The sequence below is a fragment of the Shouchella clausii genome (genome assembly GCF_002250115.1).
GTDB lineage: Bacteria > Bacillota > Bacilli > Bacillales > Bacillaceae_D > Shouchella > Shouchella clausii.
On the sequence record NZ_CP019985.1, the window covers coordinates 3,965,438 to 3,985,571 of the forward strand.

At 44.2% G+C, this 20,134-nt stretch carries 20 protein-coding genes; 7 read left to right on the forward strand and 13 right to left on the reverse strand.

The genetic code is table 11. The annotated features are described in order from the left end of the window. Window positions 1-75 precede the first annotated feature (75 nt). The 6 genes from BC8716_RS19430 to BC8716_RS19455 form a co-directional block, all read right to left on the reverse strand. Window positions 76-1,632 carry a response regulator transcription factor gene (locus BC8716_RS19430; protein WP_094428374.1) on the reverse strand — a complete coding sequence of 519 codons (1,557 nt, stop codon included), beginning with the start codon at window positions 1,630-1,632 and terminating at the stop codon, window positions 76-78. Then, window positions 1,604-3,439: a cache domain-containing sensor histidine kinase gene (locus BC8716_RS19435; RefSeq protein WP_094428376.1), complete on the reverse strand. Its 1,836-nt coding sequence runs from the start codon at window positions 3,437-3,439 to the stop codon at window positions 1,604-1,606. Before BC8716_RS19435 ends, BC8716_RS19430 begins: the two co-directional genes overlap by 29 nt. Before the next feature lie 91 nt (window positions 3,440-3,530). Then, a complete protein-coding gene (locus tag BC8716_RS19440; protein WP_257392263.1) occupies window positions 3,531-4,832 on the reverse strand; it encodes an extracellular solute-binding protein in 1,302 nt (433 codons plus the stop codon). Window positions 4,833-5,115: 283 nt separating this feature from the next. Next, complete coding sequence (locus BC8716_RS19445; RefSeq protein WP_094428380.1) at window positions 5,116-6,240, reverse strand: 2,3-diketo-5-methylthiopentyl-1-phosphate enolase; 1,125 nt, start codon at window positions 6,238-6,240, stop codon at window positions 5,116-5,118. 189 nt (window positions 6,241-6,429) lie between these two features. Continuing rightward, window positions 6,430-6,990 carry a DUF2179 domain-containing protein gene (locus BC8716_RS19450; RefSeq protein ID WP_094428382.1) on the reverse strand — a complete coding sequence of 187 codons (561 nt, stop codon included), beginning with the start codon at window positions 6,988-6,990 and terminating at the stop codon, window positions 6,430-6,432. Window positions 6,991-7,140: 150 nt separating this feature from the next. Further along, on the reverse strand, window positions 7,141-7,638 hold the full coding sequence (locus tag BC8716_RS19455; protein ID WP_094428384.1) for a PTS sugar transporter subunit IIA: 498 nt from the start codon (window positions 7,636-7,638) through the stop codon (window positions 7,141-7,143). A 223-nt stretch (window positions 7,639-7,861) separates the two neighbouring features. Between BC8716_RS19455 and BC8716_RS22400 the strand changes: the two genes are divergently transcribed. After that, a complete protein-coding gene (locus BC8716_RS22400; RefSeq protein ID WP_193754473.1) occupies window positions 7,862-7,957 on the forward strand; it encodes a YjcZ family sporulation protein in 96 nt (31 codons plus the stop codon). 194 nt (window positions 7,958-8,151) lie between these two features. Then, on the forward strand, window positions 8,152-8,697 hold the full coding sequence (locus BC8716_RS19465; RefSeq protein ID WP_094428388.1) for a GbsR/MarR family transcriptional regulator: 546 nt from the start codon (window positions 8,152-8,154) through the stop codon (window positions 8,695-8,697). A 76-nt stretch (window positions 8,698-8,773) separates the two neighbouring features. On the opposite strand, the gene BC8716_RS19470 is transcribed toward BC8716_RS19465, so the two are convergent. The 4 genes from BC8716_RS19470 to asnB form a co-directional block, all read right to left on the reverse strand. Next, complete coding sequence (locus tag BC8716_RS19470; RefSeq protein ID WP_094428390.1) at window positions 8,774-9,085, reverse strand: MGMT family protein; 312 nt, start codon at window positions 9,083-9,085, stop codon at window positions 8,774-8,776. After that, the gene (locus tag BC8716_RS19475) at window positions 9,082-9,567 is read right to left on the reverse strand and encodes a VanZ family protein (protein ID WP_257253328.1); all 486 of its coding nucleotides are present in this window, start codon (window positions 9,565-9,567) and stop codon (window positions 9,082-9,084) included. Before BC8716_RS19475 ends, BC8716_RS19470 begins: the two co-directional genes overlap by 4 nt. Before the next feature lie 76 nt (window positions 9,568-9,643). After that, the gene (locus BC8716_RS19480; protein ID WP_094429309.1) at window positions 9,644-10,597 is read right to left on the reverse strand and encodes an alpha/beta fold hydrolase; all 954 of its coding nucleotides are present in this window, start codon (window positions 10,595-10,597) and stop codon (window positions 9,644-9,646) included. Window positions 10,598-10,808: 211 nt separating this feature from the next. After that, window positions 10,809-12,659, reverse strand: a complete 1,851-nt coding sequence (gene asnB / locus BC8716_RS19485; RefSeq protein ID WP_094429310.1) for an asparagine synthase (glutamine-hydrolyzing) — start codon at window positions 12,657-12,659, stop codon at window positions 10,809-10,811. A 667-nt stretch (window positions 12,660-13,326) separates the two neighbouring features. On the opposite strand from asnB, the gene proB reads away from it, so the two are divergent. From proB to BC8716_RS19505, 4 genes are all read left to right on the forward strand, one after another. Continuing rightward, window positions 13,327-14,445, forward strand: coding sequence for a glutamate 5-kinase (gene proB / locus BC8716_RS19490; protein WP_094428392.1), 1,119 nt, complete (start codon window positions 13,327-13,329; stop codon window positions 14,443-14,445). Then, window positions 14,445-15,692: a glutamate-5-semialdehyde dehydrogenase gene (locus BC8716_RS19495; protein ID WP_094428394.1), complete on the forward strand. Its 1,248-nt coding sequence runs from the start codon at window positions 14,445-14,447 to the stop codon at window positions 15,690-15,692. Before proB ends, BC8716_RS19495 begins: the two co-directional genes overlap by 1 nt. An 11-nt stretch (window positions 15,693-15,703) precedes the next feature. Next, window positions 15,704-16,555, forward strand: a complete 852-nt coding sequence (gene proC, locus BC8716_RS19500) for a pyrroline-5-carboxylate reductase (RefSeq protein ID WP_094428396.1) — start codon at window positions 15,704-15,706, stop codon at window positions 16,553-16,555. Window positions 16,556-16,664: 109 nt separating this feature from the next. After that, the gene (locus BC8716_RS19505) at window positions 16,665-17,444 is read left to right on the forward strand and encodes an ion transporter (protein WP_094428398.1); all 780 of its coding nucleotides are present in this window, start codon (window positions 16,665-16,667) and stop codon (window positions 17,442-17,444) included. Between the two features lie 51 nt (window positions 17,445-17,495). Here BC8716_RS19505 and BC8716_RS19510 read toward each other — a convergent pair whose 3' ends face one another. The 3 genes from BC8716_RS19510 to BC8716_RS19515 all read right to left on the reverse strand — a co-directional run bounded on the left by BC8716_RS19510 (window position 17,496) and on the right by BC8716_RS19515 (window position 19,539). Beyond that, window positions 17,496-18,854, reverse strand: coding sequence for an aspartate kinase (locus tag BC8716_RS19510; RefSeq protein WP_094428400.1), 1,359 nt, complete (start codon window positions 18,852-18,854; stop codon window positions 17,496-17,498). Window positions 18,855-19,015: 161 nt separating this feature from the next. Beyond that, window positions 19,016-19,192, reverse strand: a complete 177-nt coding sequence (locus BC8716_RS22530; protein WP_169715973.1) for a hypothetical protein — start codon at window positions 19,190-19,192, stop codon at window positions 19,016-19,018. Window positions 19,193-19,245: 53 nt separating this feature from the next. Further along, window positions 19,246-19,539 (reverse strand): hypothetical protein, encoded by a 294-nt coding sequence (locus BC8716_RS19515; protein ID WP_062747180.1) that lies wholly within the window; start codon window positions 19,537-19,539, stop codon window positions 19,246-19,248. A gap of 203 nt (window positions 19,540-19,742) precedes the next feature. On the opposite strand from BC8716_RS19515, the gene BC8716_RS19520 reads away from it, so the two are divergent. Next, entirely contained in the window at window positions 19,743-20,045 is a 303-nt protein-coding gene (locus BC8716_RS19520) for a MerR family transcriptional regulator (RefSeq protein ID WP_011246603.1), read from the forward strand. The last annotated feature ends 89 nt before the right edge of the window (window positions 20,046-20,134 follow it).

Here is a 20,134-nt window from a genome sequence, read left to right on the forward strand (position 1 = left end):
TTTCAGCACTCCTATATTGGAAGCGTTTTCTAAATCCATTGTAATGCGACTCTTTTCGGTTAAAAATCCTAAAAGTTACGATTCTATCTGTTTTTCTCTTCTATCTCGGGTTACATTCAGTCGTCGGTACTGAGTTGGCGTCAATCCGACTTGCTTCTTAAACACTTGCACAAAATATTTGTATTCTTTGTAGCCCACATACTCGGCAATTTCAAAGACTTTATTCGATGTGGTTAGCAATAGCTCTGCCGATTTTTCGATACGGAGGCGATTTACATACTCTGAGAAACTCTGACCTGTTTCTTTTTTGAAAAGCATGCTGAAATAATTTGGCGTAATAAAATGACGCTCAGCCACTTCTGCCGCCCGCAAATCTTGCTGATAATGCTTGTGAATGTAATGTTTAATCTTCTCAATCATCCAGTTATTCTGTTCGTCTTCTTTTAATTCTCCAAGAAAATCGACGAGATCACGAAGAAATAGTTCTTCAATTGCGCTTGATGTGTTGTAATAACGGAGATCAAGTTTTCCGTGTAACCGTAGTTCAATGGAATCAAACGATCTATTCGGCAACCGCTTTTGGAGCGCTTGTTTTATTCTTATTTCCAGCCCTTGGCAAACCTCCACGATGTAGCGAAGGGAATATCCTTTTGCCATTAGCTCCGAGACGACATGGCGAATACATTCTGCTAGTTTACTTTCATCATGTTGTAGCACGGTTTCCAATAAACGATGTTCCGTTTTGTCAAGATCAAACGCTTCTTGATCACATTCAATGCCTTTCGTATAGAGGCCAATCCCATGACCGCGCAGATCGTCAAGAAGACGAAGCGCTTGCTGGTAACTGGTGGAAAGAGACTCGCCAATCGACGAAGCCACGGTTTGAATGGGATACGGGCTCTGTTTGAGGACCTCTTCCCACACTTCATGAAGCCAGAAATCTGAAAGCATGTCTGAGTGGTCGCTAAACACTACTGTCAATAACTCATTTTCATAACCAATAAGGGAAATTTGCTTCACACCATAAGCTTCACATGTCTTTTCTACGACGTGCCTTACTTTATCTTGTATTTGTTTACTTTCTTCTGTAGGAACCGCCTTAAAGAGGTGAGCATATCCCGACACTTCGCTAATCAAAAGCCGAAACATGCCACACGATTGCGTTTGCTTGACGTCAATTTGTTCTGATAGAGGGATGTGAAACAACACATGCCGAATCCAATCGTGAGCTTGGCTGCTTTTCAGCTTTTTGTCATCGACGATTTTTTGTGTCACTTGTTTCACAAGCTCCATTAATTCATCCACATCCACCGGTTTCAGTAAATAGTCTTCTATTCCTAAACGAAGCGCTTGGCGTGCATAGTCGAATTTATCGTAGCCACTAATAATGATCATCTTCGTTTCCGGCTTTTCATGAACGATATACTCCGCAAGTGCAAGTCCATCCATTTCAGGCATCGAGATATCCGTTAAGATTAAATCAACTGGCTGTTGTTCTAGTTTTTGTAAAGCTTGCTTCCCATTAAAAGCAGTGTCAACCACTTCTACACCAAGACTTTCCCAAGGAATCGTTTGTACAAGCCCTTGACAAATGACTGGTTCATCATCCACGATTAGCATCCGTATGCTCATGAGCCACTCCCTCCTTGTCAATTAGCTTCCGGTGCTCCCTTTCACTTTCTACGTATGGAATGCATACACGAATGTGAGCACCTTCTTTAGTAGCCACCGCTAATAGTCCACAGGTTCCACCAAACGTCTTCTTTAAGCGTTCGTGCGTGTTGCGTAAAGCAAAACCATGGCCATTTTTATCTTTGGTATTCAAAAAGTAATTAAATTCGTCTACATCTACCTGAAGCCCGATGCCGTTGTCAAGTACATCAATCACAACAAAGTCGCCATTCCGATAGGCTCGGATCCGAATCGTATTCGTTTGCTTAATTTCAACAAATCCATGACGGAGACAATTTTCCACTAACGGTTGCAAAATTAGCTTCAAGATAAGACTTCGTTCAATGCCTGCCTCCATCCGCACTGAAAATGTGAGCTGGCCGCCAAGCCTCCGTTTTTGCAACTCCAAATAGCTTTGGACGTAATTCATTTCATCATGAAGCGTAATGTAAAGCTTTCCCTGACTAAGACTAATGCGAAATAGTCTTGATAAATGTTCAATACTTTTGCCAGTCTCAAATGCTTTCTCAAGCCTAGCTGTCCACCGAATCATATCTAATGTGTTGTACAAAAAATGAGGGTTGATGTGACTTTGCAGCGCTTTCAATTCTGATTCTTTATTCTGAATTTCCAGCGTATATTTTGTGTCAATCAACCGCTGAATTTGACTAACTGCTTTATTAAAGCGTGAGCCCAACTGGCCGATTTCGTCTTGTGAACGGACTTTCACTTGTGCAGCAAAATCACCTTCTTCAAGCCGCTTTGTCTCTTTCGTTAATTCAGTAATTGGCTTAATAATCGTTAGCATAAATCCGGCAATCGCTATAAGACCTATTCCACCTGCAACGGCCATAATAATTTGCATCGTTTGTCGAATTCCTTTAAATTCATCAAGGATATACTCTTCTCGCACCGTTGAAATCAGCGACATATCCGTCCCTTCAACGTTCCGAGTAATTGCGTAGTACACTTCCCCGTTTGTCTCATACTGAAAAAAAGCATCGCCTTCATGTACTTGCTGGACAACTTCTTGATTTGGATACATTTCGCCAACAAGATGAGGATCACGATGGGAGAGAACGAGCCCATTCTCTTGCATTAAGATCATTTCATCATTCGGATGCAAATACCGACTCGTCATATGATGAAATAACTCGCGTTCATCAAGGCGAATTCGTACATTTCCTATTGGTTCGGTAATATCGTAAAGATTGTTGATTACACGAAAAAGCGAAAGAATGGTATAATCTTCTGTTTCCCATCCTGTCCGTGTTAACACATAAGGATTGGTCCACACGACTCTACCCAATTCAGCTTGAGCCGCTTCCTCCCACATCGATTCATTCCCACTTATCCTTTCACCAAGATGAAGTTGGACACCATTGACTCCTTCAATCTGAGCAGAATGAAAATAAGGTTTGTTGTTTAAATGAAACGTAAAGAAGCCACGAATATGATCTCTAAGTCGTTGCATCTCTTCTGGATCACTGCCAGCCCCCTCAACCGGAAGGGTAAAGTATTGACGGAACTCCTGGCTATAAATCATGTAACTCGATAGCTCTTCTACCTCTTCCATCACACCGAGCAAATTCGATTCAATATGGCGTAAATTCTGTTCATTTCGTTCAATGACTTGTTTTTCTAGAATGGTATTGGATTGATAGTAAACCAATAGACTAATCGTTAAGGCCGGAATTAAAATAAGCGATAATAAAATTAAGACCGATTTCCAGCGTAAGCTCCAATGACGAAACACCCATTTGCTCATCGTAAGTGACAGTCCCTTTTTAGTGAGTAGTTGGAAAAGAGCAGCCCCATCCTATTCAAGAATGTTCTGCTCTTTGTTATTTACTATAGCATTATTGGGCATCTACTGTGTTTTGAATGTTTTGTGCAGCCTCCTCTGGTGTCGAGCGTCCAATGGTAATGGCTTGTAGCTCATTTTGCAGCACGTTGTTTACTGCCTGTGGAAGAACCGCATCATAGACAGGGGCTGGTGGAGCATCTTGCGATAATTCAAGCATGTCTAAAAAGAGTGGATCAAGATCAGCATTTTCAGGCATCTCCACTTCAGCAGCCACGACACGCCCTACACCAATTAGATCTTTATAAAAATCTTCATTAAACATCCACTTTAAGAACGTTTCAGCTGCTTCTCGTTTTTCGTCCGATAAGTCCGCATTCAACGACCATGAATTACCGTACACAGTCGAAATTGTTCCTGAATCACCTAGAGGAAACGGGGCAATGCCGACGTTCATCTCATCGGGCTTGTTTGTCAAAATGCTAATAGCTCCCCAGTTTCCATCAATGACCATGGCTGAGCGCTCTTGCAAAAAGTATTCAATCATTTGGTTATCATCAATGGTATTCAGGTCTTCATTAAACGCTTCAATTTCAACAAGCTCTTCAATAACTTCTAATGCCTCTACAAATTCCGGGTCTGTGAATGAACGCTCTCCGTCAAGTACTTGCGGAATAAAATCATTGCCAGTGAAACGATCGGCTATTGTTGAAATATAAACGGATTGCAGAACCCAAGAGGCAGAATTCCCCAAAGCAATTGGGGTGGTGTCCTCTTCACGTAAATCAGCAATCAATTCTTTAAATTCGTCATACGTTTGTGGAAATTCATCGTAGCCTAATTCCTCAAGCATATCGACATTATAAAACACAAAGCTTGTTGGATTTTGAACAGAAGGAATCGCATAGACCTCCCCGTTAAAGGTAAAATCGGCAAGCGCGTCTTCATTTAACAAACCATTACCGGTCCAATTATCAACAATATTGTTAAGCGATCCTACTGCATTGCCATCGACAAGAGGCTGAAGTTCTGCTCCTGGCCACACTTGAAAAATATCTGGCAGCTGTCCGCCCGCTGCTTGTGTATTTAACCGCGTTCTGTAATCGGCATGCGGGGTTGTTTCAACATTTAGTTGAATATCATCATGTTCTGCATTAAATTGTTCAACCCGATCCATCGTTAGTTTGAAATCATCTCGATCAGGGTTCGCCGAAGCCCAGAAACTTAGCTCTACCACATCACCGTCACCCGACCCACTCGTATCTTCCGTAGAACCACCGCAAGCAGCGAGCAGCGTCACCATACACATCGCTGCACCTGTATAAAACAGTTTCCCGCCTTTTAATCCGTTCAACAAGCCCATTCCCCCTTAATATGAAATCGCTTTCAATATTGATTATGACAGAATCATTTCGTTAAAAAAGTCCAAAATATTAATATAACATCTACTAATTTATTCACTTTACACTAAGCCAAAAACCCTCTGTGTTTTGCCACTGATTTCTTTTGACAGTACCTTATATGACTGGAGTGGTAAGGTGGGAAAGCTGCATATGGAACTATTGTGCACATAAAAAAAGGGCTTGTACCACAGTAGTGATACAAGCCCGAGTTGGGCATAGCCCAACTCGTTTCTTTTTTTAGTTCGCGTTGTTAAGTGCCTCGATAAACGCTTTGCCTCCTGCTTCTACGCCGCCTTTATAGCGGTGGACGCTACCGCCGAGGTTAATAATGACATCTTCGCCAAAATCTTGGCGGACAGTGGCAATCGTTTGAAAATCAATGCCAGCAGAAGGAATTGGAAAGGCACGCTTCATTTGAGTCGTCATTGTCAGCTGGTCTTTTACCCGTTGCGCTTCATCTGCATTTATACCGATCCTGCCATAAGGCGAAGGAAATAGAACAGCGTCTGCCCCTGCCATGCGCAGCAGCTTTCCTAACAAAAGACGAGAGGCAATGCCGTGCTGTTTGGAGCGTGTCATCATTCCCGTCAGTGAGGAATGGGCAAAAATCGGTACGTCAATTTCTGGATCTTCACGAAGGCCTTGGAGCACATCAATCCCATACGCATACACATTTAGCATCAGTGCCGGCGCTCCTAAGCCAATTGCCTCTCTTGCCCGCTCTTTTAACTCAAATGTTTTGCCAGTAAGATTGACGACATACAACGGCGTTCGCCCGGTCCGTTCTGCTGCTTCAGCGATTGCGGCTAACCCAGCGGGCACCCGTTGTTCATAAGGCGTCCAATTGTGTTCGAATAGCCGCTCATCATCTTGAATAATGTCAATGCCGCCATAGCTATGGGCGAGCATTTGTTCATGAAAGGAATCAATTGAACGGCCAATCGCCCCTTTTGCAACGCTCATCGCAAGCGGGCGCCCTTCTACTTCTACGAGATCACGGATTCCCTCAATGCCATAGAGCGGTCCTGGAAATCTCTCCACTAAGTCGTTTGAAAACTGCAAATCAAGCAGTTTTACATTCGGTTCGTAAGACAACCGGCCATATGTCGTTGTTAAAATGGAGGGAAAGTCTGGAACTTCATAGGCAACGGGGAATGAAATCGTCACAATGCTGCCTTCTCCGTAAGAGGGGTCCGCGTTAATGGAAACGACTTTTCCTTTATAGGCAAAGCTTTCTTGTTTCTCAGCTTCAGGCATTTCTTGCCAAGGCTTAGCCGTGAGCCCAGTGGCCATTTTCTCTGCTTTTTCCTCAATAAATTCATTTGAATCACTTACATAGTACACCGCATTTATTTGTGCCACAGCCAAACCTCCTCATCGACAAGATGATTTTTATATCAACATTACAAATAAAGCGCTACCATGTCAAGAACGCTGCTCAGGCCAAGCAGCGTCCAGACTGAAACAAGCGCACCCTTCGTTGCTCATTACACCTGTTTTGGTCAACTTTCAATCGGTTAACAAGCGTTTCCTATCAGCCTGGATGATTTTTTAATGTGCGTCTTCCTTTGCTTTTCGTTTTAAATATTTCTCTCGCCTCTTCTTCATCGCTTTTGTAATGTAGCCGCCTTTGAAATTGCGTGGTTCAAACGAGACGATAAACGCTTGCGGCTCATATTCAGACACAATTTTAATAAACTCCTTCTCCCTATCCCTACGCGCCGTGCAGTCAAGGCGGCATCGCGTTGACGCCATTCCTTCGACGGAAGAACTGGAAACACTAAAGCCCGTTTCCCTAAGGCGGTCAATCAATTGTTGGTTTTTTTGCGGGATATTTACTTCAATGCTAACATAGCCAATTGCCAGCTTTTCTTCGATTACTGCGCCAATATACAACCCTATGCCAAAGCCAAGCGCATACGCAGCCATATTGTAATAATTCGATAAGTCGCTAAATACGATGCCAAGGGCAACTACATATATAACGCCTTCGAGCATGCCCATTGCCGCAGCCTTTTGCTTTAGCCCTTTAACCATCATGATCGTCCGCAATGTTAAAATCGGTACATAAATCAACTGGGCAAAAAAGATAATAAGCGCTTGTAAAACCAACTCCTTCACCTCGCCTCTGTTCCAGATCAATCAAAGGGTAGTTTACCAGGTTCCTTTGTCGAACGCTAGCTAAAATATGCCTAAAACAGTTGGAAAGTCTAGTATAAAAGAAACGCGCAAAGCTCTAAGCGCCCGCGCGTTTCTTTCCTATTATGTGGCTTTTATCGTAAAAAGCGCTGTTTTTCCAGCGATCGCTTCGCTGTTTTGTTGTTTTTCAAGCGAATAACGATCTGGGTTGGTTAGCACAACTGGCGTAATCGTATGTGCAGCTTTTTCTTTGACAAGCTCTAAGTCAAAGTCAATGATCGGGTCGCCGACGGAAATGGTATCGCCTTCTTTTACATGGGAAGTAAATCCTTCTCCATTCATCGCCACTGTTTCAAGGCCAATATGGATTAGCAATTCTGCCCCAGACGCCGTTTTAATTCCAAAAGCATGCTTTGTCGGAAACACTTGGACAATCTTTCCACTAACAGGCGCGACAATATGCCCATCCGTTGGCTCAACAGCCAACCCATCGCCAATCATTTTTTGCCCGAATGTTGGATCAGGCACTTCTTCTATTGGGACAATGTTTCCATTCACCGGCGCGGTAATCGTTTCCTCCGCTGGCGCTGTCTCTTTCTTTCCAAATAGTTTTTTAAACATATGACCACTCCTTACTGTCGATAAGCGTCACACTCATCTCATTTATCATTGTAATAATCCTGTTTGCACCCTGTCAAATTTTGACTCACTCTTCCTTTCCCTTGCAACAGCTAAGAACAGCAGCCGCTAGGTGTTAATAACGAGTTAGTTTTTAAAAATAGGGAGCCGCCCACGCACTTTTCCGCTTATTTGCATAAGCTGTCGTGAACAAATAACAGGAGGGGTGATTCGATTGGGTTTTAAGTATGATGGCGGTTTCGCTTTTATTGTGGTGTTATTCATCCTTCTAGTAATTGTAGGCTCTGCTTACGTCTATTAAAAAAAACAAAAAACAGGCGAATTTATGCCTGTTTTTTGTTTGCCCGCAAGCTTTATTGGCAACAACAAAATAGAGCGCTTAACAATGCAAAAACAAGCAGTTTTCTTTTGCGCGTAGATATGGTAAAGTATGTTTGTTTTTAAGACGATACGTGTATATAGTACATAAATATATTGAGCAGGCGGGATGAAGAATTGGCACAACATACACTTGATACAATTAAAAAATTGGAAGAACAGTTTGTCGACCGCATTGCCGAAAACATGCGGACGTATGGCGTTTCTACTACGGTAGGGCGTGTGCTTGGCATCATTTACATGAACCGGAAGCCAATGACGCTTGAAGCTCTTTCCGATGAAACAGGTATGAGTAAAACGCGGATGAGCCAAGTTGTACGGGAAATGTTGTCTTTAAATGTTGCCCACAAAGTGTTTGAAAAAGGTGTCCGCAAAGATTTATATGATGTCGAAAAAGATTACTACCAAACGTTCATTTCCATTTTCGTCGCAAATTGGCAAGCTGTGATTGCTAAAAACCGAGCAGTTGGAAAAAGAATTCAAAATGAGGTTAAACGGTTTATGGAGGCAGAAGCAGACAACTTGTCCGCTGACGAAATGGAGCAATTGAACCATTTGTTAAAAGAAACGGAGCAGTGGCTCCATTATTACAAATGGTTAGATGATCTTGTTGATTTTTTTGAGAGCGGCGATGTATTTCACCATGTGCCCAAGCCAGACTAAGTACTCCGTGCGTTAGGCCTGCATCCTATCATCAGAATGAACCTTCAGTAAACGTTTTTTCCTTGCGTGCCTTTGCTTATAGCGGGCACGCCGTCCAACTATGCAATTCCATTTTGACGCGGCCAGCTTGTGAAAACGTAACCCCTTCTTCCAGTAGCCGTTCCTTTTGTGTTTTCCCATTAAACAAAAGACCTGAGGCCAACTCGCCGTTTTGCTTTACGACACGGTGCGCCGGGACATCAGGCGGCGATTGCCGCATCGCCCAGCCAACAACTCGTGCATGCCGTGGCGCGTGCAAATAGCGAGCAATTTGCCCATAAGAAGCGACTTCCCCACGGGGAATACGGCGAACAGCCGTATAGACATGTTCAAAAAAGGCATCCATCATTTTCCCCTCCTCTCGCTTTTTATTACCGGCAAAAATACGACCCGTTTTTTTATAAAAAAGGCCAGTCGGAATAAACAATAGCCTACAGCTCCGCCTGCAGTATTTAAGAGGATGTCATCAATGTCGGCTACACGGTGGGTGAAGGCTAACTGGCATAGCTCAATCGAACTGGAGACTAAAAAACTGGCAATCACTGTCTTTCCTATTTGTCGGCAGCACCGAATTGACAAAGGCAACAAACACCCAAATGGGACAAACAGCAAAACGTTCCCGCCAAGTATAAAAAGCGGATCACGAATTGTAGAGCTAAAGAAGCTAATTCGATATATGCTGCGGAATGGGATGTAGTTATAATTCCGCCCGGCCAACTCACTGGGCTCAAACGAAGATCCATAATTCCATGCAACCAATGTGATGTAAAACAGTACTGCCATATAAGCAGCGAACAGCAACCTCCCTAACATTCGGACATTCACGATCACGATCAAAGCCTCCCCTCCATCCACTTATATGCAAAGCTTGGACAGCCAATGAATGGAGTGGAAAAAACGACTTCGCTCAACTAGTGAAAAAACGAAAAATGTGGTCGTTCATTCCTGGAAGGTGCTCATGGCCAAAGTCAGGGTAGAGCTCATACGATTTTTTAGCCTTTATTTTATTATAAGCAGCAAATTGGGTAGACGGCGGGCATTCTGTATCCATTAGGCCAACTCCCATTAGGACGTCTCCTTGAATCCGGTCAGCAAGATGCTGGACATCGATGTAGCCAAGGCGTTCAAAAATTTCCCCATGGCGCTTATGTTGCGGATCGTATGAACGGAAATAATCAGCCAATTCTTTATACGACCGAACCGCTAAATCCATTTGCCACACTCGCTTGTAATCGCTTAAAAACGGGTATACTGGTGCGAGGCGCTTTATTTCAGGGACAAGGGCAGCACAGGCAAGCGTTAAGGCGCCGCCTTGCGACCACCCTGTTGCCATAAGCTGTGTTTTATCGATGTGAGGCAATGTTTTAGCAGCACGAACCAATTGGACTGTGTCCAAAAAAACGCTGCGGTAAAAAAACGCGTCTGGCCCGGCATCAAGTCCGCGAATAATGTGGCCCCTATATGTATTCCCCCTTACGCCTCCAGGATCCTCTGAAGCGCCTCCTTGTCCACGGACATCCATATAGAAAACAGAAAAGCCCGCCGCTACATAATTTAACAAGCTGCTCCATTCAGCTGAACGCCCCCCATACCCATGGAACATAAATACTGCTGGCGTTTTCTCCGCTGTTTTTGGCTGTACGTATTTCGCATGGATTTTCGCATTTCCAGCGCTTCGATAATAGAAATGGTAACAGTTTGCAAACGAACACTGGAAAGGAGCTTCGGCAAGAGTGACTTCGGGGTCAATCGCTTCAATTTCCGTTTTGGCCCGGTTCCAGTATTGGTCAATGTCTGCTGGTTTAGGGTTTACTCCTTCATAAGCTAACAACTCGCGCAACGGCATATCGACTAATGGCATAAGCGTCCCTTCCCTTTTTTGTTTTATGTATAGTATACCAATTTCCAAAGGGATCAAAAAGCGCTCTTTTTCTAAGGACCGCACTCGTATGCTTACACAAAAAGCAAACCAAGGGCAGGAGGCCAGACTGTAACTTAACCTGCATGCACTTGCTTTGCTTCCATTTCGCTGACACAAGCCCTCCCAATGAGCGCTTTACAGAGCGAAGTATTCACGATTCGTCAATTTGAATGTTATATGCCTTCATCCAGTAATCGATTTGGACAAAATGGGCAAGGAGTTGTGGTCCTGCCATTAATTGCCCGAAATAAGGTTTCCCTGTGTCGAAACCGCCTCTATCAGCAATTTCTTTAAGGCGATCACGGTTAATAAAGGTGAACAATGGTGCGTCCTTTTGGCGAACGACTTCCTGGATCGCCTTTGTTACGGCCGCCGTATATAAAGGATGATGGGTTTTCGGGTAAGGGCTTTTTTTCCGGAAGAGTACATCATCTGGGAGCAATCCTTGCAATGCTTTGCGCAGTATCCCTTTTTCTCTGCCTCCATACGTTTTCATCTCCCAAGGAATGTTCCACACATACTCCACTAAGCGGTGGTCTGAAAAAGGAACCCTAACTTCAAGGGAAGCGCCCATACTCATCCGGTCTTTGCGGTCTAGCAAGTTTGTCATAAACCAAATCATATTTAAGTAAGAAATTTCCCTCCGCCTAGCTTCCTCTGAAGAATCTCCGTCAAACCGCGGTGTTTCTTGAATCGTTTCTTTATAACGATCATACACGTACTCCTTGAGATTAAGGCGTTTCTGCCAATCAGGCTGCAACAATTGAATTCGTTCATCAAGCGAGCGCATCCATGGAAAACCGTCAATTGCCATCACTTCTGCTTTATGGAACCATGGATAGCCACCGAATATTTCATCAGCGCATTCCCCGGACAAGCCAACAGTGACATCGTTTTTAATTTGCTTACAAAACCACAGCAAGGATGAATCGACGTCCGCCATTCCTGGTGTATCCCTTACTAGGACAGATTCTTTTAGCAAGTTGGCAAGAACATCGTTGCCAATGATGCAATTTTTATGGTTGGTGCCACAATGAGCTGCCACTTTCTTTACCCAATCGGCATCGGCATTTGGCTGAAAGGTGCTTGCCTTAAAATATTTCTCGTTTTCTTCATAGTCGATGGAATAACTAAAAATCGGAGCGTTTCCTTGCTTTTCATAGATGCGTGCAGCGATTGCCGTTAATGCGCTTGAATCGACACCCCCTGACAAAAACATGCCAACGGGAACGTCAGCAAAAAGCTGGCGTTCAACAATGTCTTCCAAAAGTTCACGAATGTGCGCAGCGGTTTCATGTGCCGTTTCTGTATGGACATTGCTCTGTAATTGCCAATAACGCTTGACTACGGAACCATTTTTACTAAATTGCAAGTAATGGGCCGGACGCAACTCGACAATTCCTTTAAAAATACCGTGGCCTGGTGTCCGCGAAGGTGAAAGCCCCATCACGTCAGCTAACCCGCTACGGTCAACAACCGCTTTGATTTGCGAGTGGGCCAGTAGCGCTTTAAGTTCTGATCCAAAGAGAAGCATGCCGTTCTTTTCCGTATAAAATAGCGGCTTAACGCCAAGGCGATCCCTTGCCATAAATAATGTTTGTTCTTGTTCATCCCAAACAGCAAACGCAAAAATGCCATTCAATTTTTCAAGGCATGCGGCTCCCCACTCCATATACGCTTTAAGTAACACTTCCGTATCTGAATGGCCAGCAAATGTGTGCCCACGGGCAAGGAGTTCTTTGCGTAGCTCTTCTGTGTTATATAGTTCGCCATTGTACACGATTGTACATGTATTGCCTTTGGCAGTGCGGGTCATCGGCTGTTTGCCGCCCTCTGGATCAACAACGACAAGCCGCGCATGCCCGAATGCAGCGTGGTCAGACGTCCATGTTTCAAGCGCATCAGGGCCGCGCCGATTCAGCGTGTTTGCCATGTTTTTCATCTGTTTCGTTTCCGTGCGTAGGTTTCTTTGCCAGTCAACCCACCCAGTAATGCCACACATCGATTCCATCAGCCCTTTCTAGGAAGTAAGTAAAACCTCATGCCTTACCTATTCCTTCACTCCTAACCTATCGTATTCAGCCCAATTCACAAAAGTGCTTCTTTTATAGCGCGATCTTTTGGACGAACGTCACAATAATTTTGAAAAAAGGCGCTTGCTACGAAGAAAAAGAACGATTTAGCTTTTTGCCTTTTAAAAAGGGAAACGCCCTGTCAACATAACCGTTCCCGATTGGCTGTAAGCTAAATCACACCTTCTTTATGGTTTGCGCGCTATCTCCCACCGGACACCGCAGACAGAAAAAAGGAATTGACTTTCTCCGCAAGGCTCGATATAATCACTTCAATTCGATATGTACGGTGCAGTGATGACTGGGACCAGTAAAAGGCAGAATATGTAAAGAGAGTTGGTTTCACCGGCTGAAAAAACCGACCATCCCTTCTGCGTTTGAAACCTACCCCACGACGCTGCTGGCAAAAACCAGCGTAGCATTCTGCGTTAAAGAATGGGAAAGTGGGCATAGTCAATGCCAATGAAGGTGGTACCGCGGAAGCTTTTTCCGTCCTTTTTAAGGACGGAAAAAGCTTTTTTATTTGCAAGAACCTTTTTTAACCCATGAAATTGCAAGCACCCGTAGAAAAAATGACTTTAGTAGGAGGTGCGGCCAATGGCCACAGGAACGATTGTCATTAAAATAGGCAGCAGCAGTTTAACAGATGGCAGCGGCGCCTTAAGCACGGAACGGTTAAGAGGCCATGTCGAAGCCATATGCGAACTGCGCCATCAAGGCATAAATGTGATTGTCGTGACGTCTGGCGCAGTCGCCGCTGGTTTTACGCTCATTGGCTATCACCAGCGGCCGAAATCCATTTCGCAAAAACAAGCGGCGGCGGCCGTTGGCCAAAGCTTGCTCATGCAAGCATATATGGATGCATTCCGCTTGCATGGCTACACAGCTGCGCAGCTGCTGTTGACACGAGCCGACTTTGCGGATCCAGCACGTTTTTCAAACATTTCACAAACATTGCGTGAACTCTTAAAGCGGGGTGCTATTCCAGTCATTAACGAAAATGACTCGACTTCAGTCGATGAATTGACGTTTGGCGACAATGACCGCTTGTCTGCCCTCGTTAGCGGCATCATTCACGCAGATATGCTCTGCTTGTATACCGATGTCAACGGTGTATATGACCAGAACCCAAACGACTCGCCTAACGCTAAAAAATACCATTACTTAGCAAACGTACCTGAAGCATTGCTTAATCGGGTGAGCACTGATACTTCTGCTGTTGGAACAGGTGGCATGAAGTCGAAGCTGCTTGCTGCGAAAACGGCGATTGAGCTTGGTACAAATGTATTTATTGGCAATGGCAAAGGACGGGAAACGTTTACGGATGTGTTACTTGGTAAAGGGGATGGGACGTATCTCGGCCCCTTTACAAATAAGACGATGTCGACGACAAAACAATGGATTGTCTTCCATAGCGAACCGGCTGGAAGCATTGAAATCGACAGCGGCGCTTCTACCGCATTGTTAAAAAGGGGCAAAAGCTTGCTGCCTGCCGGCGTTCTCTCAGCTAAAGGCGATTTTTCAGCCGGCGACATCATTGAAGTGTTTTTCAACAACTGCCCTATCGGCAAAGGGAAAACCAACTTTAGCAAACCTGAACTAGAGCTTATTAAAGGGCTCAGTAGCGAGGAAGCCTTGTCTCTAACAAAACGTTCAAAAAAAGCTGTTATTCACCGCGACTTTTGGGTGGCGACAAAAAAGGAGTGTTCTTATTAATGGCAACTGCAAAATTGATTTCACAAAAAGCAAAAGCTCATGCCCCATCCCTTTCACAAGCAACTACAGCAGAAAAAAACAACTTGCTTCAAGCGATGGCTCAACAACTGAAAACAGACGCAGACGTATTGCTGGAAGCCAATCAATTGGATATTGCCAATGCTAAGAAAAACGGGCTTAGCGACCACTTAATTGACCGATTGTTGTTAACAAAAGCACGAATTGACGCAATGGCCACAGCGATTGACCACTTGATTGAGTTGCCTGACCCGATTGGCGCAGTAAAAGAGCAGATCAAACGGCCGAATGGGCTTGTTATCAAGGAAATGGTCGTACCGTTCGGCGTAGTTGGCATGATTTATGAGGCAAGGCCAAATGTGACCGTCGACGCTTGCACATTAGCAGTTAAAACCGGCAATGCTGTCGTCTTGCGAGGAAGCGCGAGCGCTCTCCATTCCAACAAAGCGATTGTGCGCACATTAAAGAAAGCATTTAAAAACTCGCCTATTCATCCTGACGTCATTCAATTACTAGAAGACACGTCGAAAGAGGAAGCGGCCAACATGATGCAGTTAAAATCAACGATTGACGTTCTTATCCCTCGCGGCGGCGCCAATTTAATTCAAACGGTGTTGCAGGAGGCGACGATTCCCGTTATTGAGACTGGCGTTGGCAACTGCCATGTGTATGTCGCTAGCTCTGCCGACCCTGATATGGCATTTGATATTGTCGTCAACGCTAAAACGCAACGCCCGTCTGTATGTAATGCATGCGAAACACTGCTTGTTGAACAGTCGTTTGCAAAAGCCCATTTGCCAACATTGGTCGAACGCTTGTCTGCAAAAGGGGTCTCACTTGTTGGCAATGAAGGAGCTTGCACCCTTGATCCACGAATCGCAAAAGCGAACGAGGACGACTGGTCGACTGAATATTTGGACCTGCGCTTAGCCATTCGTGTTGTTGCTGATACAAATGAAGCGATTGCTCATATTAATCAATATGGGACAAAACATTCTGAAGCAATTATTACAGAATCGTTGGCAGAACGGGACACCTTTTTCGCCACTGTCGATGCAGCTTGTGTATACCATAATGCCTCAACTCGTTTTACAGATGGGTTTGAATTTGGGTTTGGAGCTGAAATTGGCATTAGTACTCAAAAACTCCATGCGAGAGGGCCAATGGGCTTAAAAGCTTTAACGACGAGCAAATATGGCATTTATGGGGAAGGACAAGTGAAAGAATAGGAGGCTTATTCATGACTAATCAGACAACCGTCGCCATTTTAGGCGCCGGTTCAATGGCTGAAGCGCTTATAGGCGGTATAGCCAGAAATAACGGCGGCAAAGCGCCCCACATCACCGTATTAAACGCGAACAACCGCAAACGTCTTAATCAGCTCCACACTGCCTATGGCGTCCACGCGGCGCAATCCTATGAAGAGGCAGTTAAAGGCAAGGATGTTATTGTATTGGCAATCAAACCTCATAACGTCCAAGAAGTAGCCGATTTGCTTGTTTCGTTGCTAAATCCGCAGAAACAGCTCGTTATATCCGTTGCGGCAGGCATCAAGCTTGAAACGCTAGAAAGCTGGTTGCCTGCGGAAACAGCGGTGATTCGAGCGATGCCAAATACGTCGGCCCGTGTGCTTGCCTCGGCCACAACTTTGTCAATTGGCACTTACGCGACAGAGTGGCAACTTGCTTTCGCCAAGACGCTATTTTCATCAATCGGCACAGTGACGGTTATAGACGAACAGCAAATGGATGCAGCTACTGGCATAGCTGGGAGCGGCCCTGCTTATATTTATTACGTTGCTGAGGCCATGCTTAATGCCGCCATTGCAGAAGGGCTTTCTCCAACTGAGGCACGGGCATTGATTAACCAAACGATTGGCGGCGCCGCAAAACAGCTTGCCGATAGCGGCAAATCGCCTAAAGACCTTTATAAAGAAATCATGAGCCCAAATGGGACGACGGAAGCGGCGATTGCCCATTTAGATCATTCTTCCGCCCAAGAATTGTTTCAACAGGCGATTCATCAAGCTGTGAAGCGCTCCGCTGCGATTGGCGCTTCTTTTGAACGCGATGCCATTCATAAGCACCCATAAAGGAATTGCTGCTTCCCTTTTTCGATCGTTTGCTGGTACGATAGAAGAGCGCCTTTCTGAAAACACGCTCTGATTCGCTGTACCAATTATTTAAGGGGAGAACCACAAATTGCTGAAAGACAAATTTGCGATGGTTGTCAACCATAAGACGTTCCAAGCAACGATTATCATTCTTATTTTATTTAATGCAATATTAGTTGGCTTAGAAACGTACCCAAGTATTTATGAAACAAACCGCCATTTTTTCCACTTTATGGACCGAACGTTGCTTTGGCTGTTTACGATTGAAATAGCCATGCGTTTTGCAGCAGAAGGGCGATCTTTTTTCCGAAAAGGCTGGAATTGGTTTGACGTTGTCATTGTACTAGCTGGCCATGTGTTTGTTGGAGGGCATTTTGTGACGGTGCTTCGCATTTTGCGCGTCCTTCGGGTACTTCGTGCTGTATCGGTTGTGCCTTCTTTGCGGCGCCTCGTCGATGCCCTTATCATGACGATCCCATCACTCGCCAATATTCTCATTTTAATGGGGATTTTTCTTTATATTTTTGCAGTCATTGGCACAATGCTATTTAGCGAGCTATCCCCAGAGTACTTTGGAAATTTGCAGCGCACGATTTTAACGCTGTTCCAAATTGTTACACTTGACTCATGGTCGAGCGGCTTGATGAGACCACTAATGGAATTTAATCAGTGGGTTTGGGTTTATTTTGTTTCCTTTGTATTGGTTGGTACGTTTATCATTTTCAATTTATTTATCGGCGTCATCGTCAATAATGTTGAAAAAGCCAACAAAGAGGAAACCGAAAATGCACATTCACGGGAGCTGGAAACGATCCAACGGCAATTGGATGAGTTGAAAGAAATGCTTAAAAAAGAACGTTCGTCATAAAACAACCGAAGACCAGTTGGAACCAACTGGTCTTCGGTTTCGTATATATGGCTATTGCTTTTGTCCAAAAAACTCCTCATAAAGCACGCGGACAGCTTGTTTAGTATCTTTTGAATGAATGCCGAACACAAGACTGACTTCAGATGAGCCTTGGTTAATCATTTCGATGTTAACTCCCGCTTTTGCCAAAGCAGATGAAGCTCTAGCTGTTACACCTACCGTATTATGCATGCCTTCTCCAACGAGCATGACCATCGCAAAATCATGCTCAATGTGGACATCATCTACATTGAGCTCATCTTTAATGCGCTCAATAATGGCGTTTTCCAACTGATCAGAAAGTTGCGTTTGACGGATAATCACAGATGTATCATCAATCCCAGAAGGAATATGCTCATAGGAAATCCCTGCATCTTCTAAAATTTGCAATAGATGGCGACCAAATCCGACTTCGCGGTTCATTAAATACTTTCGTACATAAATGGTGGCAAACCCTTCATCGGAAGCAATGCCAATAATAGGGTTAAGTGATCGTTCACGTTCCGCCAAAATTAATGTGCCGCTGCATTTAGGATTGTTTGTATTTTTCACACATACAGGGATACCGTTGCGGAAGGCCGGAATCAAGGCCTCATCATGGAAGACGGAAAAGCCAGCGTAAGAAAGTTCGCGCATTTCCCGATAAGTCATTCGTTTGATTTCAACTGGATCCTCAACGATAAATGGATTCGCAGCGTAAACAGAATCAACATCAGTAAAATTTTCATAAAGCTCGGCTTGAACAGCAGCGGCCAATATAGCCCCTGTAATGTCGGAGCCGCCTCTTGGAAAAGTAACAAGATTTCCTAATTTTGAGAATCCGAAAAAACCGGGAAACACGACGATTCCGTCCATTTCAGCCAACTTGGCAAGCGCCTCGTATGCTTCAGGCAACACTTGGGCATTCCCTGGTTCATCGCTAACAAGAAGTCCAGCATCTTTCGGGTTTATGTACGTAGCTTTTAGACCGATTTTGCTTAGATAAGCAGCAATGAGTTTCGCATTATTGTCTTCACCGCTAGCTTTCATTATATCAAGAAAGCGCCCTTTGTCCGCCACTGTTTGCTCAAGACGGCTTTTCAAATCAGCTTCAATTTCAATAATCACATCGCGATTAAGCTCTAAATCGTTCGCTATCGATTCATACCTGTTCATCACAGCATTAAATGCTGCTTCGACTGGCTGCTCTGCCACTTTAGCTTCAGCTAAGGCAATGAGCAAGTCTGTCATTTTTGCATCATCAGCGAAACGTTTTCCCGGTGCTGAAACAACCACGATTTTCCGTTTATTATCCGCTTTGATGATGGCAGCCACTTTTTTAATTTGCTCTGCATTTGCGACGGATGAACCGCCAAATTTTGCTACTTTCACGTTCTCTCCAGCCCCACTCTCTTTCTAAACTAAAAAACGTTCGTTAATTATTCATAATACCATATTCAAAATATCGCTACAACTTAGGCTCGAAATAAAAGGAGCCCTTTTTTCTATTACGGCTCCTTCAACCATAACGGTCTTCCGCTGTTCAGCTCTGTTTATGGCTTGTACGCATCCTCTGATTCAGAATCGTCTTTCGTCCGTTTTTTCTCTCTGCGCTCCTCTTCCTCTTTTTCAATATCTTCAAGAGGCAATTCATCAAAGGGTTGTTCCACTTGATCGCGGTTTCGCTGTTCTTTCCAACTTTTACTTGCTTCTTTCTCTTGTTTCCCCATGGACAAAACGCCTCCTTTGTCCATTATGTACCCGTTTTCATGCTAATAAAAACCTACATAAACCAAGCGAACCAGAGAGGCCCACGCTTTGTAGCAAATTCGACAGCTGTACAGGATGATTCAGGGACATAGGTGGAGTCATTTGCAACTTCTCCGTATGTTGACTCGCCTATATTGTTTGTAAACCCTGCTTGGTCAAAGCAAGCAGGTGACGAGTAGGCATTTTTACTGTAATCAACGATCACGCGCTCACTATCCGAGGGTCCGTACTCGACTTGAATAATAAACCCTAATGCAATAATAAGAATGCTTGCCGCGACTCCGAATAGCCAACGATATCGACGCATTGTTATCCTCCTTCTTTTCAATCCATTTTTAGTCTACCTATTTTGTTTAATGGAAGCAAGGAGATTTGACAGGCGCTATTATTCAGAATCTGCCGACGTACTTTGTCAGATTTTCTTACATTAAAATGCACATGAACCGTTTTTGTGTGATATATTGTTACAAAACAACATGGCTATTATCCGTTACAGTGAGGTGGAGTGGAGTGTCTTATAAAGATAAGAAAGTAATTACAATCGGCGTTGTAAGTGAACTTACCGGTCTTTCAGAACGAAAAATCCGCTATTACGAAGAACGGAAATTGCTGTTTCCTGAACGTTCAAAAGGAGGCACGCGCAAATATTCTTTTCTTGATGTCGAACGATTAGTTGACATTGCCAATAAAATGGAAGACGGTATGCAAACATTCGAAATTCGCAAAATGGAACAAAAAGCATTGCGCAAACAGGAAGTCCGTGAGCGCATGTTAAGAGGCCAGCTGAACGCCGCCTTTAATATTCGTAAATGACCAGTTCCGCTTCACGGAACTGGTTTTTTTATTTCCTATACATTCCACGCATGAACAAGACGTTGCCAATAGACACTAAAAAAAACAAA

Excerpts from the sequence above, each read along its gene's own strand:
- BC8716_RS19430 (WP_094428374.1), bottom strand. The coding sequence starts at position 1,632 with ATGAGCATACGGATGCTAATCGTGGATGATGAACCAGTCATTTGTCAA.
- BC8716_RS19435 (WP_094428376.1), bottom strand. The coding sequence starts at position 3,439 with ATGAGCAAATGGGTGTTTCGTCATTGGAGCTTACGCTGGAAATCGGTC.
- BC8716_RS19455 (WP_094428384.1), bottom strand. The coding sequence starts at position 7,638 with ATGTTTAAAAAACTATTTGGAAAGAAAGAGACAGCGCCAGCGGAGGAA.
- BC8716_RS19470 (WP_094428390.1), bottom strand. The coding sequence starts at position 9,085 with ATGATGGATGCCTTTTTTGAACATGTCTATACGGCTGTTCGCCGTATT.
- BC8716_RS19480 (WP_094429309.1), bottom strand. The coding sequence starts at position 10,597 with ATGCCATTAGTCGATATGCCGTTGCGCGAGTTGTTAGCTTATGAAGGA.
- asnB (WP_094429310.1), bottom strand. The coding sequence starts at position 12,659 with ATGTGTGGCATTACTGGGTGGGTTGACTGGCAAAGAAACCTACGCACG.
- proB (WP_094428392.1), top strand. The coding sequence starts at position 13,327 with ATGGCCACAGGAACGATTGTCATTAAAATAGGCAGCAGCAGTTTAACA.
- BC8716_RS19495 (WP_094428394.1), top strand. The coding sequence starts at position 14,445 with ATGGCAACTGCAAAATTGATTTCACAAAAAGCAAAAGCTCATGCCCCA.
- proC (WP_094428396.1), top strand. The coding sequence starts at position 15,704 with ATGACTAATCAGACAACCGTCGCCATTTTAGGCGCCGGTTCAATGGCT.
- BC8716_RS22530 (WP_169715973.1), bottom strand. The coding sequence starts at position 19,192 with ATGGGGAAACAAGAGAAAGAAGCAAGTAAAAGTTGGAAAGAACAGCGA.
- BC8716_RS19515 (WP_062747180.1), bottom strand. The coding sequence starts at position 19,539 with ATGCGTCGATATCGTTGGCTATTCGGAGTCGCGGCAAGCATTCTTATT.